We start from the raw sequence: 14,345 nt of genomic DNA on the forward strand, positions 1-14,345 counted from the left end.
CGCCGCGGCCCGATCCGACCAGATCCGACCAGATCCGAACGACACCCCCGGCCCTCTCGCTTCGGCAACCGCCCTTGACCGGCGGTGAGTTGAAAGGCACTGCCATGCGGATACTCGTCGTCACCGTCGTCCACCACCCCGAGGACGCGCGGATCCTGCACCGGGAGATCGCCGCGCTGCGCGCGCACGGCCACGAGGTGGTGTACGCGGCCCCGTTCACCGCCCGTGACACGGCTCCCCGGCCGGGCGTCGAGGGCGTGGACCTGCCCCGCGCGGCCGGCCGGCACCGGGTCGCCGCATTGCGCGCGGCCCGGACGCTGCTGGCCGGGCGCGGCCCGGACGCGGACGTGATCCTGCTGCACGATCCGGAGCTGCTGCTGGCCCTCCCCGGCACGCTGCGCCGGCTGCGCCGGGCCGGTCCCGTCCCGGTGACCGTGTGGGACGTCCACGAGGACACGGCGGCGGCACTGGACATGAAGGCCTGGGTGCCGCGGGTGCTGCGCCCGCCGCTGCGCACGGCGGTGCGGGCGGCGGAGCGGCTGGCGGAGCGCCGGCTGCGGCTGCTGCTCGCCGAGGACGCCTACCAGGCCCGCTTTCGCAGGACCCACCCCGTCGTCCCCAACCTCGCCATCGCGCCGGCCCAGCCGCCGCCCCCGCCCGGAAACGACCGGGTCGTCTACCTGGGCCAGCTGTCCCGGGCGCGCGGCGCGCTCGACCTCATCGCCACGGCGCGGCTGCTGGCGCCGGCCGTCCGCATCGAGGCCATCGGAGCGGCGGATCCCGACGTCCGGGACGTGCTCGCGGCAGCCGACCGGGACGGGGTCCTGCGCTGGTACGGCTTTCTGCCCAACGACCGTGCCCTGGCCCGGCTGGCGGGCGCCCTGGCCGGCCTCTCCCTCCTGCACGACCGGCCCAACTACCGCCACTCCCGGCCCACGAAGGTCGTCGAGTACATGGCCCATGGCGTCCCCGTCGTCACCACACCCGTCCCGCCGGCGGCGGCGCTGGTCGAGCGGCACGGATGCGGTCTGGTGGTGCCGTACGAGGATCCGCCGGCAGCGGCCGCGGCGCTCCGCCGGCTCGCCCACGACACCACGCTGCGGCTCGGCGCCGCACGGCTGGGGCGCGCGGCCGCCCTGTCGGAGCTGGACTGGCGGCACCGCGCGGGCGACTTCGTGGCACAGCTCGAGGCGTGGGCCGAGGAGGGGACGGCCGGTGTCACGGTAGCGGCCGGCACGTCGGGCACCGGCAGCGGCTTCAGGGGCGCACGGCGGCGTCGAGCAGGGGCCCGAGTTCCCGCACGACCGTGGTGAGGGGCCCCACGTCCCGTTCGGCGCGCGCCATCAGGATGGCGCCTTCCAGGGTGCTGATCATCAGCGTGGCCAGGGACTCGGCGCGGGCCGCGGGGACTCCCAGGCCGGTGAGGGCCTCGGCGAGCGGGCCCCGCCAGGCGGCGAACGCGGCGGCCGCCGCCTCCCGCGTGGAGTCACCGCAGGACGCGCCGTCCACCGTGGCGGCGGCGACCGGGCATCCCGCCGCGAACCCTTCCGCCGCGTACTCGTCCGTCCACTGCGCGGCCATCGCCGCGAACAGACCGCTCGGGGTCGGCTCGTCCAGCCCCGCACAAAAGCGTGCGATCCGCTTGCCCGCGTACCGGCCGGCCCAGTCGACGGCCTCGTTGACCAGTTGCTCCTTGCCGCCCGGGAAATAGTGCTGAAGGGAGCCGCGCGGGGCACCGGCGTGGGCGGCGACCTCGCGCATGCCGGTCGCGGTGACCCCGCCCCGCCGGATGAGCTGGGCCGCGCTGAAGACCATCCGCTCCCGCGGTCCGCGCCGCGCCTGCGTCATCGTCGACCTCCGTTCTCCTCTCCCACCCTATGACCGCCGTCATAACTGCCGCTACTATGACCACTGTCATAGTCGGTCCGTGCTGCGAAGGGCGGCCTCCCGTGCGCGTCGGATTCATCGGACTCGGGGTGATGGGCCGCCCCATGGCCCTGCGCCTGGCCTCCGCCGGCACCCCCTTGCTGGTCTGGAACCGCACCCCCGAGCGTGCCGAGCCCCTGCGGGAGGCCGGGGCCGAGGTGGCCGCGGACGCCGGAGAGGTGTTCGCGCGGACCGAGGTGGTGCTGCTGATGCTCGCCGACGAGGCCGCGCTGGATGCGGTGCTCGGCCGGGGAACCCCCGCCCTGGCCGCGCGGGTCGCCGGCCGGACCGTCGTACACATGGGCACGACCTCTCCGGAGTACTCCCGTGCGCTGGAGACCGACGTCCGCGCCGCCGGCGGCCGGTACGTCGAGGCGCCCGTCTCCGGGTCCCGGGTGCCGGCCGAGCAGGGGCAGCTGGTGGCGATGCTGGCCGGTGAGGAGCCCGCCGTGGCCGCGGTACGGCCACTGCTCGCCCCGATGTGCCGGGAGACGTTCGCGTGCGGTCCGGCGCCGGGCGCGCTGCTGATGAAACTGTCGGTGAACCTGTTCCTGATCACCCTGGTCACCGGACTGACCGAGGCGTTCCACTTCGCCGAGCGGCAGGGCCTGGACCGCCGGCTGTTCCTGGACGTCCTGGATGCGGGCCCGATGGCCAGCGGGGTGTCCCGGATGAAGGCACCCAAGCTGCGTGAGCGGGACTTCACGGTGCAGGCGGCGGCGCTGGACGTATTGAAGAACAACCGGCTGATCGCCGAGGCGGCCCGCAAGGCCCACCTCGCCTCGCCGCTCCTCGACGCCTGCCACACGCTGTTCGAGGAGACGGTGGCGCACGGGCACGGCGGCGAGGACATGGTCGCCGTGCTCCGCGCCATCGAGGCACGGACCGCCGAGGCCCCGTAGCCGGGGGACCGCCGCGACCCAGCCCCGCGGGACACCCGGGGACGCCGTACGCCCGCTCGGCGTACGGCCGCAGCACCGACCGACGGTCGCGGACCATGACGGCCCGGCAGTCGCCCCCGTCCGGGTGCCCGCCACGCACGGCGCGACCGACAGACACGGCCCACCACTCCGCGACACCCGACCACTCCCCCACACCCGGCGGCCCCCACGCAGGGCGGTGCGGTCGACACGGCCCACCGGTCCGCGACACCCGACCCCCCACGCCCAGCGGCCCCGCACCCACGGCGATCAACAGACGCGGCCCCCACTCCTCGGCGCCCCTCTGTACCCTCACCCCCGGCGGCCCCTCGCACATGGCGGAGCGGTAGACACTGTCTACGGACAGCTGGTAGACAGTGTCTATGACCGAGTCCGACATCAGCCTGCGGGACCGTCTGGTCGACGCCGGCGTGGAGCTGCTGGCCGCCGAGGGACTGCAGGCGCTGACCCTGCGGGAGATCGCCCGGCGCGCGGGCGTCTCGCACGGGGCGCCGCGCCGCTACTTCCCCACCCATCTCGAACTGCTGTCGGCCATCGCCCGGCGGGGCTTCGCCGAGCTGGCCGACCGGGCGCAGGGCGCCCTCGGAAAGGAGGCCGGCGGGCCACGCGCACGGGTGGCCGCGCTGGCGCGCACGTATCTGGAGTTCGCCCTGGACGAGCCCGGTATGTATGAGCTGATGTTCCGTCACGATCTGCTGGAGAGCGGGCATCTGGGCCTGCGCGGGACGAGCCTTCCGCTGTTCGGGCAGCTCGCCGGTCTGGTCGCCGAGGCGCGCCCGGGTGCCGATGCCCGCCGGACGGCCGGCGCCCTGTGGGCGGCCCTGCACGGGATCGCCCAGCTGTGGCGCTGGCGCAGCCTGCAACTCGCCATGGGCGAGGAGGACCTCGGCCCGCTGCTGGAGACCGTGCTGGCCGCGCACCTCGGCCCGGAGGACGGCCGGTGAACCGGGGCTGGACGCTGACGAGCAGCGTGGCGGGGGCGGTGGTCGTCGCCCTGGACGGTACGGTCCTCACCGTCGCGCAGCCCAGCCTGCAAAGGGAGTTGCACGCGACGTTCGCCGAGGTGCAGTGGACCAGCACCGCCTATCTCGTCGCGGTGGCGAGTCTGCTGGTGTTCGCGGGGCGGCTCGGTGACCGGTACGGGCAGCGGCGGCTGTTCGGGCTCGGCATGCTGGGGTTCGGTGCGGCCTCGGTCGGTATCGGTCTCGTGCCCGCAGTGGGGTGGGTGATCGCACTGCGGGCGGTGCAGGGGGTGTTCGGGGCTCTGTTGCAGCCCGCCACGCTGGGCATGCTACGGGCCGCGTATCCGCCGGACCGGCTCGCCTCGCCGCTGGCCGTGCGGACCGCCGCGATCGGGCTGGCGGCCGCAGCGGGGCCGCTGCTGGGCGGGGCGCTGGTAACCGGCCTGGGCTGGCGGTCGGTGTTCTTCGTCAACGTGCTGCCCGCGCTCGTCTTCGGCCTGCCGGCCCTGTTGCGCCCCGACCGGCACCCGGCGCCCTGCCGGACGCCGCTGGACCTGCCCGGGTCCGCACTGCTCGCGGGAACGCTGGCCTGCCTGGTGTACGCGCTCACGGCCCGGCCCGTCTCCGGCGCGGGCCTCGCCCTCGCCACGCTCCTGGCCGCCCTGCTCGTCCGGCACGAACGGCGCACGCCGAGCCCGCTGTTGCCGGCCCAGGTGATCGGCTCCCGCGCGGTCGGGGCGGCGCTCGGCATCCTGGTCGCCGTCTCCGCGTCCCTGTTCGGCACCCTGTTCGTCGCCACGTACGTCCTGCAACGCCACCTCGGTCTCGACCCGTTCGACAGCGCGCTGCGCAGTCTGCCGCTCGCCGTGCTGATGGTGCTGTCCGCGGCACTGTGCCCCGCCCTGCTGCGCCGCAGCGGTGCACGTCGTACGACCGCAGGCGCGACGGCGGCGCTCTCGCTCGGCGTCCTGCTGTTGTCCCGGACCACCTCCCTGCCCGGACTCGCGTGCGGCTTCGCGTTGCTCGGTGCCGGGTTCGGCACGGTGATGGTGGCGGCCACCCAGGTGATCGTGCGGCGGGCGGAGCCGGAGGTGGCCGGAGTGGCGGGCGGACTGCAGCAGACCGCGCTGAACGTCGGCCCCGCCGTGGGCGTGGCCGCGGCGACCGGGCTGCTGGGGGCCGGCACCGGGCCGGCCCTGCTCGGCCTGGCGGGCGTGGCCGCGCTCGCCCTGCCCGCGGCCCGGGCACTGCCGGGGCCGCCCGGCGTCGTGTCGCTCACGGACACTCGCGATGAACCGGCCCTGGCAGCCGATCCTGCGCGACGATGAGAGCCGGTGGCGGCCGGGCGGACAGCCGGGCCGCGCCGGGGACGACGCGACCGGAGGAAGAGCGATGGCACAGCTGCGACAGGACGTCGAAGCGGCGGAGGCGGGACTGGACGGCGCGGCGCTGGACCGCCTGGACCGGCACTTCGCCCGCCTTGTCGACGAGGGGCGCCTGCCCGGCTACCTGGTGGCGGTGGCCCGTGGCGGCCGGGTCGCCCACCTGACCACGTACGGCCTGCGCGACGTCGCGGCCGGACTGCCGGTCGAGCCGGACACGCTGTGGCGGATCTACTCGATGACCAAGCCGGTCACCGCGGTCGCGGTGCTGCTGCTGGTGGAGGAGGGCCTGCTGTCCCTGGACGACCCCCTCGACCGGCACCTGCCGGCCTTCGCCGGCCCCCGCGTGTACGAGGGCGGTTCGGGCGCCGGCCTGCGCACCCGCCCGGCCGCCGGCCCGATCCTGATCCGCCATCTGCTCACCCACACCGCGGGTCTGACCTTCGGCTTCTACCACCGCCACCCCGTGGATGCCCTCTACCGCGAGTCGGGACTGGAGTACTCGGTGCCGCCGGGCGCCGGACTCGCCGAGACCGTCGAGGTGTACGCACGGATGCCGCTGCAGTTCGACCCGGGCACGCAGTGGAACTACTCGGTCGCCTCCAACGTGCTGGGCCGGGTGATCGAGGTGGTCTCCGGGCAGCCGCTGGACACGTTCTTCGCCGACCGCGTCCTGCGCCCGCTCGGCATGACCGACACCGGCTTCCACATCGGGCCCGCACAGGCGGACCGGCTTGCCGAGATGTACGGCGAGACGGACGAGGGCGGGATCGAGCCGGCGCCGGGACTGCCGGTGCACGGCCGGCCGCGGTTCCTGTCCGGCAGCGGCGGCCTGGTCTCCTGCGCACACGACTTCCACCGGTTCATGGAGATGCTGCGCCGGGGCGGCGAGCTGGACGGCGTACGGCTGCTGTCCCCGCAGACGCTCGCCGGGATGACCCGCAACCAGCTGCCGGGCGGCGCCACCATCCGTTCCTTCGGCGCCCCGGTCCACCAGGAGGCGGGCAACGACGGCCTCGGGTTCGGCTTCAACGTCTCGGTGGTCACCGATCCGGCCCGCACCCTGGCCCCGTCCGGTCTCGGCACGTACGGCTGGACGGGCGTGGCGACCACCGCGTTCTGGGTGGACCCGGCCCACGATCTGACCGTGCAGTTCATGAGCCAGGTCCGCCCCAGGAAGCTGAAGGTCTTCCCGGACCTGCGGCGGCTGGTCCACGCGGCCCTGACGGACTGACCCCGGGCGGCCCGCCACTGACCCAGGGACAAGGTGAACTCTTCTCCTCATCCGACCAGTTCGCCCGCTACCGGGCGAGGGCCAGGGTGAACTCCATTCCGTGTACGGCGAGTCGGCCCGCCACTGGGCCAGGGCCAGGGTGAACTCCATCCCCTGCACGGCCAGTCCGGCCCGCTACTGGCCGAGGGTCAGGGTGAACTCCATCCCTTGTCCGGCGAGTTCGGCCAGCCAGCGGTCCGACCGCTGGGCGGTGTCCGCCGCCCGGTGCAGGCCCGCCGGCAGGCTGCCGTCCAGGATGTGGCCGACGCCCAGGGCGAGCGGGCGCGAGACGCAGCGGGCCATCGCGGACTCCTCGGCGTCACCCGTCAGGTCGAGCAGGTACGCGCCCGTCCAGGTGCGGCCCTCACCCGCGTCGACCTCCAGGGAGACGGACAGCACCACCCGGTCGCGGTCGGCCTCCGTGGTCGGGTGGGCGGCCGCGAGCTCCCGGGCCAGCGCGGCGATCCTGTCGTCGTCGCCCGTCGTCAGCTCCTCGAAGACCGGCTGCCAGGCCTTCAGCCAGCCGTCCAGCCGGAGGGTCCCCCGGACGAAGGTGCGCGGGGACCAGGCGGCGGGCAGGTCGTACTGGGCGATGAAAGGGATGCTGTCCCGGTTGGGGTAGGCCTCGAAGGTCTCACCGGCCAGGACGAGCGTCCGGGTCGCCTCCCAGGGGCGGTCCGCAGTGGTCTCGGTGCCGTCGTCCAGGTAACGCGCGGGCGAGCGCAGGGCGTTGAGGACACCGAGCGGGGCCCAGCTGAAGCGGTAGCGGAACTCGTTCGGCACGGCCGGGACGCCGCCGCAGTACGACGTGAGCCGGTAGGAGGCCGGCGTGTGTTCGCCGATCCGCGACCGGGCGCGGCCGATGAGACTGTGCGCGAACAGGTGGTCGATGCCCGGGTCCAGGCCCGCCTCGGTGAGGACGACGAGACCGGCCGCCCGCGCCGCCTCGGCGTGCTCCAGCACTTCCGGCGACACATAACTGGAGCAGGCGAAGTGCGCCCCGGCCCGCACGCACGCGGCCAGCAGCCCGGCGTGCTCCGGTGCCGGCAGCATCGACACCACGACGTCGCCGGGCGCGAGTGCGGCGGCGAGGGCGCCCGGACGCAGGGCCCGGGACTCGGCGCGGCCGGTCAGCCCCAGGCCGGCCAGGGCCCCGGCAGCCCGGTCCTCGGTGCGATGCCACAGCAGCACCCGGCCGGCCGTGGCGCACAGGTCGGCCAGCCCGCTGCCGGTGGACAGGCCGGCGCCGACCCAGTGGACGGTGCCGCTCGCCGGGACACGGTCAGTCATGACGACAACTCCCCTTTGCGATGCCGAGTTCACGGCAGGCCTGGTGGAACCGGTCGAGACAGCGGCCCCAGGCACCGCCGGAGCCGAAGGCGAGCAGCTGCGGCAGCAGAGCCGCCGAGAAGTCGACGCTGGACTCGCGGGGCAGCAGGGACGGCAGGTTGTCGATGGCGATCAGATCCAGCGGGGGCTCCCCCCGCAGACGGCGCACGGGCTCCGTCCAGTCGGTGGTGCGGTCGTACACCGGCAGGACATTGAACGGGGAGCCGACGTCACACGTGACGTCGCACAGGGTGCGCAGCCGGCGGGCCGGGGAGTCCAGGTCCTCCTCGCGCAGGAACGGCGGGACCAGGCTGGTGGCGAGGACCGCGTTCACCATCACGTCGTGCCGGAGCAGGGCGCCCCGGTCCAGGTCGCGGGTCTCCGCCAGGTCCCAGCGGGTCGCCTCGACGCCCGCCGTGTCGAAGGCGCTCCAGGCGCCCCGGCCGCTGCGGCCCAGGGCGCCGATCACCAGTGCCGCGAACGCCTGGTCGCCGGCGGCCGGCCGCAGTACGGCGTCCAGGTCGTCCTTGGCCGTGGGCGTGAGCGGTGCCGCCAGCCGGCCCCGGTGCTGGAGCACGGCGAGCGCGGCGCCCAGATAGCCCGCCCAGAAACCGAAGGCGGCGAGCCTGCGGCCCTCGTCGTCCACCAGGTACTCCAGGTCCAGCAGCGCGCCGCCGCCGGCCGCGAACCGGCGCAGCAGCTCCGCGGCGCCCGGCTGCCGCTTGTAGGCGTGCCCGAAGAAGATGTGGCGGTGCACCAGCCCGGCCGGCTCGTCGGGCAGCTCCTTCAGACCCAGGATCACGGCGGTGCGCGGTGCCGTCACCCAGGAGCCCGCTGGAGCGCGGTGGCAGCCGGCTGCCTCGTACTCCTCCACCGGGAAGATCCGCTGCGGGGACTCCTCGACGGTCAGGCGCGCCCCGCTGTCGACCAGGCGGCGGGCGTCGGCGGGAACGACCGGTGTGCGCCGTTCGGTCGTACGGGGCTCGTGACGCAGCCACAGGTGCAGCTCGCTCATACCAGGTTGGCCTCCGGGCGCGGGGCGTCGGCCGTGAACCGGCCGGCACTCAGGGGGCTGATGTCCAGGAAGGGTACGCGGCCGAGGTACAGGTCGCGGACGACCTCGCCGACGGCCGGTCCCTGCAGGAAGCCGTGCCCGGAGAAGCCGGTCGCGTACAGGAACCTGGAGACCGTCGTCGCCTCACCGATGAGGGCGTTGTGATCGGGCGTGTTCTCGTACAGGCCCGCCCAGCCTCCGGTGCGCCGCAGATCCAGCAGGGCGGGCGCGCGCCGCTGCATCGCCTCGGCGAGCCGCGGGATCCAGCGGTCGTGGGTGTCGGTGGCGAAGCCCGGTTTCTCGTCCGGATCGGACATGCCGAGCAGCAGTCCGGGGCCCTCGCGGTGGAAGTACAGGCTGGTGCTGAAGTCGATGGTCATGGGCAGGTCGGGCGGCAGGCCGGGGACTGGCTCGGTGACCGCGACCTGTCGGCGCAGCGGCTGCACCGGCAGATCCACGCCCACCATGGCGCCGACCGCCCGCGACCAGGCGCCGGCCGCGCAGATCACCGTGTCCGTCTCGATCCGGCCGAGGGTCGTGCTGACCGCGGTGATCGTGTCCCCGTGCAGTTCGATGCCGGTGACCTCGGTGTGGCGCAGGATGCGTGCGCCGTGGGCGCGGGCGGCGGTCGCGTAGCCATGGACGACGGCCTCGGGGGTGCAGTGGCCGTCGTCGGGCGACCAGGCGGCGGCCAGCAGGCCTTCGGTGCCGATCAGCGGGGAGAGCCGGCGGGCCTCCCGCGGGGTGAGCAGGCGGCTGGGCACCCCGAGGGAGTTCTGCAGCCGCACCCCCGCCTCGAAGGAGGCCACCTGCTCGGGGGTGGAGAGCAGGAACAGATAGCCGACCCGGTGCAGCCCGATGTCCTGCCCGACCTCCTGCGCGAACCGGTCGAACGCCTCCAGGCTGCGCGCGCCGAGCTGGATGTTCAGCTCGTCCGAGAACTGCGCCCGCACTCCGCCGGCAGCCTTGGAGGTGGAGCCGGCGGCCAGCTCGTCCCGTTCGGCGAGGACGACGTCGCGCACCCCGGCGCGGGCCAGGTGCCAGGCGATGCTCGTCCCCATCACCCCGCCGCCGACGATGACCACCCGGGCCCGAAGGTTCACGCCGCCTCCTTCACCGCTCCACCGTCTCACCGTGCGGTCACGATCGCCCTCTGATCCTGTCCACCCGGCCGCCCGCCGAACCGGCCGGCGTCAGGAGCCGTGGGCGACGGCGTCCAGGTGCGGCAGGTGGTGGTCCATCCGCTCGCGCTTGGTCCGCAGGTAGGTGATGTTGCTCTCGCACGGCTCGATCAGCAGCGGCACCTGTTCGGCGACCTCGATGCCGTGCCGCACCAGCGCCTCCCGCTTGGCCGGGTTGTTGGACATCAGCCGTACCGAACGCACTCCGAGGTCGCGCAGGATCTCGGCGGCGACTTTGTAGTCGCGGGCGTCGACCGGCAGGCCCAGCGCGAGGTTCGCCTCCACCGTGTCCAGGCCCTCCGCCTGCAGCGCCATCGCGCGCAGCTTGGCGAGCAGGCCGATGCCACGGCCCTCGTGTCCCCTCAAGTAGACGACGATGCCGCTGCCTTCGGTGACCACCGCGCGCATGGCGGCCTCCAGCTGGTCGCCGCACTCGCAGTGCCGGGAGCCGAACGCGTCCCCGGTCAGGCACTCCGAGTGGAGCCGGACGAGCACGTTCTCGTTGCCGATCTCGCCGTACACCAGGGCCACTTGCTCATCACCGCGGTCGTGGTCCAGGTAGCCGATCGCCTGGAATTTCCCGTACACGGTGGGGAGCGGTGCATTCACGACGCGTTCCGCGCCCGAACGCCGCGGGGACTTCTTGCCGAGTACGCCGATGTTGACGCTGGTGTTTTCTGTCATGATCTGATTCCTAAGCAGAGACGAAAGGCCGTGAAAAGATGAGTGGTTCGGGCGCGCGGGTGGCGGCGTACGGAGTGGCGAGCGGCGTGGTGCCGACGGACACCACGGAAGACGTACGGACGCGGGGGGCGGGCGTTTCAGCACAGGTCGCCGTCCTTCCCGTCGGGAGCTTCGAACAGCACGGTCCGTTCCTTCCGCTGGCGACCGACACGCTGGTCGCATGTGCCGTGGCGCGGGAGATCGCCGTCGCGTACCCGGTGCACCTCCTTCCTCCGGTGACGATCTCCTGCTCGCACGAGCACGTGGCCTGGCCGGGGACCGTCAGCATCTCCTCCGTGACCCTCCACGCGGTGGTCTCGGACATCGCCGCGTCCCTGCGCCGCTCGGGCGTCGACGCGCTGGTGGTGGTGAACGGGCACGGCGGCAACTACGTGCTGGGCAACGTCGTCCAGGAGGCGTCCGCGCGCGGCGAGCGGATGGCGCTGTTCCCGGCCGCCGAGGACTGGGAGACGGCGCGGGAACGGGCCGGTGTGGTCACTTCGCTGCTCACCGACATGCACGCGGGAGAAATCGAGACCTCGATTCTGCTGCACGCTCACCCCGAATTCGTCCGCCCTGGTAACGAGTCCGCCGATTTCACCGCCGACGACCGCCGCCAGCTGCTCACCGTGGGAATGTCCGCCTATACCGAATCGGGCGTCATCGGCCGTCCTTCCCTGGGTTCGGCGGAAAAGGGAAAGGCACTGCTGGCGAGCCTCGCGGAATCCTTCGAGCCGTATTTCGCACTGCTCACCCGGGCCGCCGGGGACGAGTAGTCCGGGGCGGGTGCGCGGCCGGGGCCCGTGGGGGCGGCCCCGGCCGGCACACGCAGTCCGACCGCTGAGTCCTCGGCGGGGAGGCACTCGCCTGCGGCGGAGTCGTCAGCGGGAAGACACTCGCCGACCGCGGAGTCCTCAAGCCGCAGATACTCGCCGACCGCAAGGCCTTCAGCCGGCAAACGGTCACCGGCCGACAGACGGTCGCCGGCCGGCAAACGGTCGCCAGCCGACAGACGGTCACCGGCCGACGGGCAGTCACCGGCCGGCAGGCCGGGGGTGGGCGCGGGGCGGGGAGCGGGCACCGGGCCGGTGGCCGGCGTGGGGGATCCGGTGCGCAGGCCCTCGTACCAGCGCCAGGCGAGGACGACGGCCCCGGGCAGACTCGCCACGAAGCTCAGCACGCCGTAGACGACGGCCACCGCGACGCCGGTGTCCGCGCCGAGCCCCGCCGCGCCGAACGCCCATGCGGTGACGCCCTCGCGGGGACCGAAACCGCCGACGTTCAGCGGCAGGCCCATCGCCACCAGCGCCAGCACCGCGAGCGGCACCAGCACGGCCACCGGGGCGGCCGAGCCGGCGATCCGGGCCGCCACGACGAACATGGCCAGATGACCGGCCAGGACGATCGCGGAGGACACCGCGACCCCGGGTCCGCTCTCCCGGGAGGCCAGGCCCCGGCGGGCCTCGCCGAGGGTCTGGCGCAGTGCGCCGCCCCGCCGGGCCGGCGGGCGGTTCATCCGTACGGCGACCACGACGGCCAGCGCGCCGGCGGCGGCCAGGGCCACCAGCGGTGCGAAGCCGCGGACGTCGGCGCGCACCGGCGACGGCAGGGTCAGCAAGACCGCCGCGCCGGCCGCGGTCAGCGCGACCTGCCCCGCGACCCGCTCCAGTACGACCGCCTTCACACCGCGCCTGAGGTCACCGGCGCTCTGCCCGTGCCGGACCGCCCGGTGCACATCGCCCAGGATCCCGCCGGGCAGGGCCGCGTTCAGGAACAGCGCGCGGTAGTAGTCGGCGACGGCGGCGCCCAGCGGGAGGCTCAGCCGCAGCCCCCGGGCCACCAACTGCCAGCGCCAGGCACTGAACACGGTGGTGACCACGCCGATGCCCAGCGCCGCCAGCACCGTCACGGTGTCGATCCGGCGCAGCCCGTCCAGCAGCACACCGGTACCGAGCCGCCACAGCAGGGCGACGAGGATGACGGTACCGACGAGTGTGCCCAAGTGGGTACGCAGGGCACGGGAGTTGAGGCGCCCGGTGCCGACGGCCCGGCCGGGGGTCGTGGTGTGCGGCGACCTGGGGGGTGCGGCGGGTGCTTCGGCCGGGGACGCGTGCGGGTGTGCCGGCTCCTCGGGCGCGACACGATCGCTGGACACGCCGTCACGAGTCACGCCGTCACGGGTCGCGCCGGCCGAGAACACGTGGTCGCGAGTCGCGCCGGCCGGGGCCACGTGGTCGCGAGCCACACCGGCCGAGGTCACGCCGTCGCGGGTCACGTCCGTCTGCGCGACCGGCGCCACGCGCCGGCGCAACCGGCCGGTACCCGGCGCCACGCGCGCGTGTGCCGGGTCCGTCGGCGTCGTACGTGCCGGTCTGCCGGTGCCCGTCCCGGGCACCACCCTCGTGCCGGCTCCCGCCGCAGCCCCCGTACTCATGCCGCGCCGTTCGTCGGCCGGGGCAGGGCCAGCAGGTCGCTGTGGTGGAGGGTGACCCGTAGCGTGCCGGCCGCGCAGGCGGCGAGGCGGGCGTCGAGGTAGCGCTCGGCGCGGTCGGCCAGCTCGGGCCGTTGCTCGACGGCCGCGCCCACCCAGCCGCGCAGCCACTGCTCGGTCAGCGCGGCCTCGTCGGGGCCGAGCCGCCACGGGCTCGGTTGCACGTGGACCGTGGCGCCGCGCTCGGCGAACGCCTCACAGGCCACGGTGATGGCGTCCGGGCCGAGCAGTCCGGTGTGCCGCTGGTGGGCGTTGAACGCGTCGGCGATCTCGGTGTCCAGCGGGTCCGCCGGGGTGAGTTCGACGCGCCCGGCGACGGAGAGGGTGAGCAGGGCCGGGCAGCCGGCGCCCACACAGGCGTCCGCGAGGTTCTCGATCTCCTCCTGGGTGAGGACGTCGAGCAGCGCGGACGCGGTCACCAGCGAGGCTCCGGTCAGCGCGTCCGGGGTGAGCCGGGCGATGTCTGCGCGCCGGGTCTCGACCGTGACCCGGCTGCCGTCGGCGGCGGAGCGCGGGGAGGCCACGGCGGCGAAGTGCAGCAGGTAGGGATCGCGGTCGTGCAGGATCCAGTGCTGGGCGCCGTCCAGGCGGGGCGCGAGCCAGCGGCCCATCGAGCCGGTGCCGCAGCCCAGGTCGTGCACGACCAGTCCGCCGGACCGGCCCGGCAGGTTGGCCAGCCGGATACGCAGCGGGTCGAGCAGGTCCTGCGCACGGGCCGCCGCGTCGGCGGTCTCGCGCAGTTGCAGCCACTCGGGCGCGTACCGCGGGGGCTCCTCGGAGTCCCCGTCCCGCAGCCGTACGGTCGCCCGCTCACCGGGACGGGTCACGGGTCCGGCGCCCGCGATGACCGTGGCGGCGGTACCGTCGGAGACAGCACCGGCATCGGCACCCGCACCGGCACCGGCCGACACGTCCGCCGCGGTCCCCGAGGAAGCACTCCGCTCCTCCGTCCCGGAAGCGTCCCCGGCAGCAGACTCGCCCCCCAGCACCCCCGAATCCACACCGCTTTCCACAGCCGGCACCTCCTCGCTCCGCGTGTTCGCGGTCCTCCGCACCGGCTCCCCTTCAACAGGTCCCGGCTGA

At 74.4% G+C, this 14,345-nt stretch carries 12 protein-coding genes and 1 pseudogene; 6 read left to right on the top strand and 7 right to left on the bottom strand.

Going from position 1 to position 14,345, the window contains the following annotated elements; genetic code table 11:
- The first annotated feature begins 104 nt into the window (after window positions 1-104).
- Window positions 105-1,313: a glycosyltransferase gene (locus ACZ4SF_RS11600; RefSeq protein WP_468381608.1), complete on the top strand. Its 1,209-nt coding sequence runs from the start codon at window positions 105-107 to the stop codon at window positions 1,311-1,313.
- On the opposite strand, the gene ACZ4SF_RS11605 is transcribed toward ACZ4SF_RS11600, so the two are convergent.
- Window positions 1,258-1,848 carry a TetR/AcrR family transcriptional regulator gene (locus ACZ4SF_RS11605; RefSeq protein WP_468381611.1) on the bottom strand — a complete coding sequence of 197 codons (591 nt, stop codon included), beginning with the start codon at window positions 1,846-1,848 and terminating at the stop codon, window positions 1,258-1,260. The two genes, ACZ4SF_RS11600 and ACZ4SF_RS11605, sit on opposite strands and share 56 nt — an antisense overlap.
- A 101-nt stretch (window positions 1,849-1,949) precedes the next feature.
- On the opposite strand from ACZ4SF_RS11605, the gene ACZ4SF_RS11610 reads away from it, so the two are divergent.
- From ACZ4SF_RS11610 to ACZ4SF_RS11625, 4 genes are all read left to right on the top strand, one after another.
- The gene (locus ACZ4SF_RS11610) at window positions 1,950-2,828 is read left to right on the top strand and encodes an NAD(P)-dependent oxidoreductase (protein WP_468381614.1); all 879 of its coding nucleotides are present in this window, start codon (window positions 1,950-1,952) and stop codon (window positions 2,826-2,828) included.
- A 401-nt stretch (window positions 2,829-3,229) separates the two neighbouring features.
- Window positions 3,230-3,811 (top strand): TetR/AcrR family transcriptional regulator, encoded by a 582-nt coding sequence (locus tag ACZ4SF_RS11615; protein ID WP_468381617.1) that lies wholly within the window; start codon window positions 3,230-3,232, stop codon window positions 3,809-3,811.
- Window positions 3,808-5,157 (top strand): MFS transporter, encoded by a 1,350-nt coding sequence (locus ACZ4SF_RS11620; RefSeq protein ID WP_468381620.1) that lies wholly within the window; start codon window positions 3,808-3,810, stop codon window positions 5,155-5,157. The genes ACZ4SF_RS11615 and ACZ4SF_RS11620 overlap by 4 nt, the downstream gene beginning before the upstream one ends.
- A 64-nt stretch (window positions 5,158-5,221) precedes the next feature.
- Window positions 5,222-6,445 carry a serine hydrolase domain-containing protein gene (locus ACZ4SF_RS11625; RefSeq protein ID WP_468381623.1) on the top strand — a complete coding sequence of 408 codons (1,224 nt, stop codon included), beginning with the start codon at window positions 5,222-5,224 and terminating at the stop codon, window positions 6,443-6,445.
- A gap of 174 nt (window positions 6,446-6,619) precedes the next feature.
- Here ACZ4SF_RS11625 and ACZ4SF_RS11630 read toward each other — a convergent pair whose 3' ends face one another.
- The 4 genes from ACZ4SF_RS11630 to ribA form a co-directional block, all read right to left on the bottom strand.
- On the bottom strand, window positions 6,620-7,774 hold the full coding sequence (locus ACZ4SF_RS11630) for a saccharopine dehydrogenase family protein (RefSeq protein WP_468381626.1): 1,155 nt from the start codon (window positions 7,772-7,774) through the stop codon (window positions 6,620-6,622).
- The gene (locus ACZ4SF_RS11635; RefSeq protein ID WP_468381629.1) at window positions 7,767-8,828 is read right to left on the bottom strand and encodes a saccharopine dehydrogenase; all 1,062 of its coding nucleotides are present in this window, start codon (window positions 8,826-8,828) and stop codon (window positions 7,767-7,769) included. Before ACZ4SF_RS11635 ends, ACZ4SF_RS11630 begins: the two co-directional genes overlap by 8 nt.
- Complete coding sequence (locus tag ACZ4SF_RS11640) at window positions 8,825-9,970, bottom strand: NAD(P)/FAD-dependent oxidoreductase (RefSeq protein ID WP_468381632.1); 1,146 nt, start codon at window positions 9,968-9,970, stop codon at window positions 8,825-8,827. Before ACZ4SF_RS11640 ends, ACZ4SF_RS11635 begins: the two co-directional genes overlap by 4 nt.
- A gap of 90 nt (window positions 9,971-10,060) precedes the next feature.
- Window positions 10,061-10,732, bottom strand: coding sequence for a GTP cyclohydrolase II (ribA, locus tag ACZ4SF_RS11645; RefSeq protein ID WP_468381635.1), 672 nt, complete (start codon window positions 10,730-10,732; stop codon window positions 10,061-10,063).
- 38 nt (window positions 10,733-10,770) lie between these two features.
- On the opposite strand from ribA, the gene ACZ4SF_RS11650 reads away from it, so the two are divergent.
- Window positions 10,771-11,547, top strand: a complete 777-nt coding sequence (locus tag ACZ4SF_RS11650; protein WP_468381638.1) for a creatininase family protein — start codon at window positions 10,771-10,773, stop codon at window positions 11,545-11,547.
- A gap of 434 nt (window positions 11,548-11,981) precedes the next feature.
- On the opposite strand, the pseudogene ACZ4SF_RS11655 reads toward ACZ4SF_RS11650, so the two are convergent.
- A pseudogene (locus ACZ4SF_RS11655) lies at window positions 11,982-13,205 on the bottom strand (lysylphosphatidylglycerol synthase transmembrane domain-containing protein); the annotation flags it as partial.
- A complete protein-coding gene (locus ACZ4SF_RS11660; protein ID WP_468381641.1) occupies window positions 13,202-14,173 on the bottom strand; it encodes a class I SAM-dependent methyltransferase in 972 nt (323 codons plus the stop codon). The gene ACZ4SF_RS11660 and the pseudogene ACZ4SF_RS11655, both read right to left, overlap by 4 nt.
- Window positions 14,174-14,345 lie beyond the last annotated feature (172 nt).

The organism is Streptomyces sp. NPDC027663 (assembly GCF_055566415.1).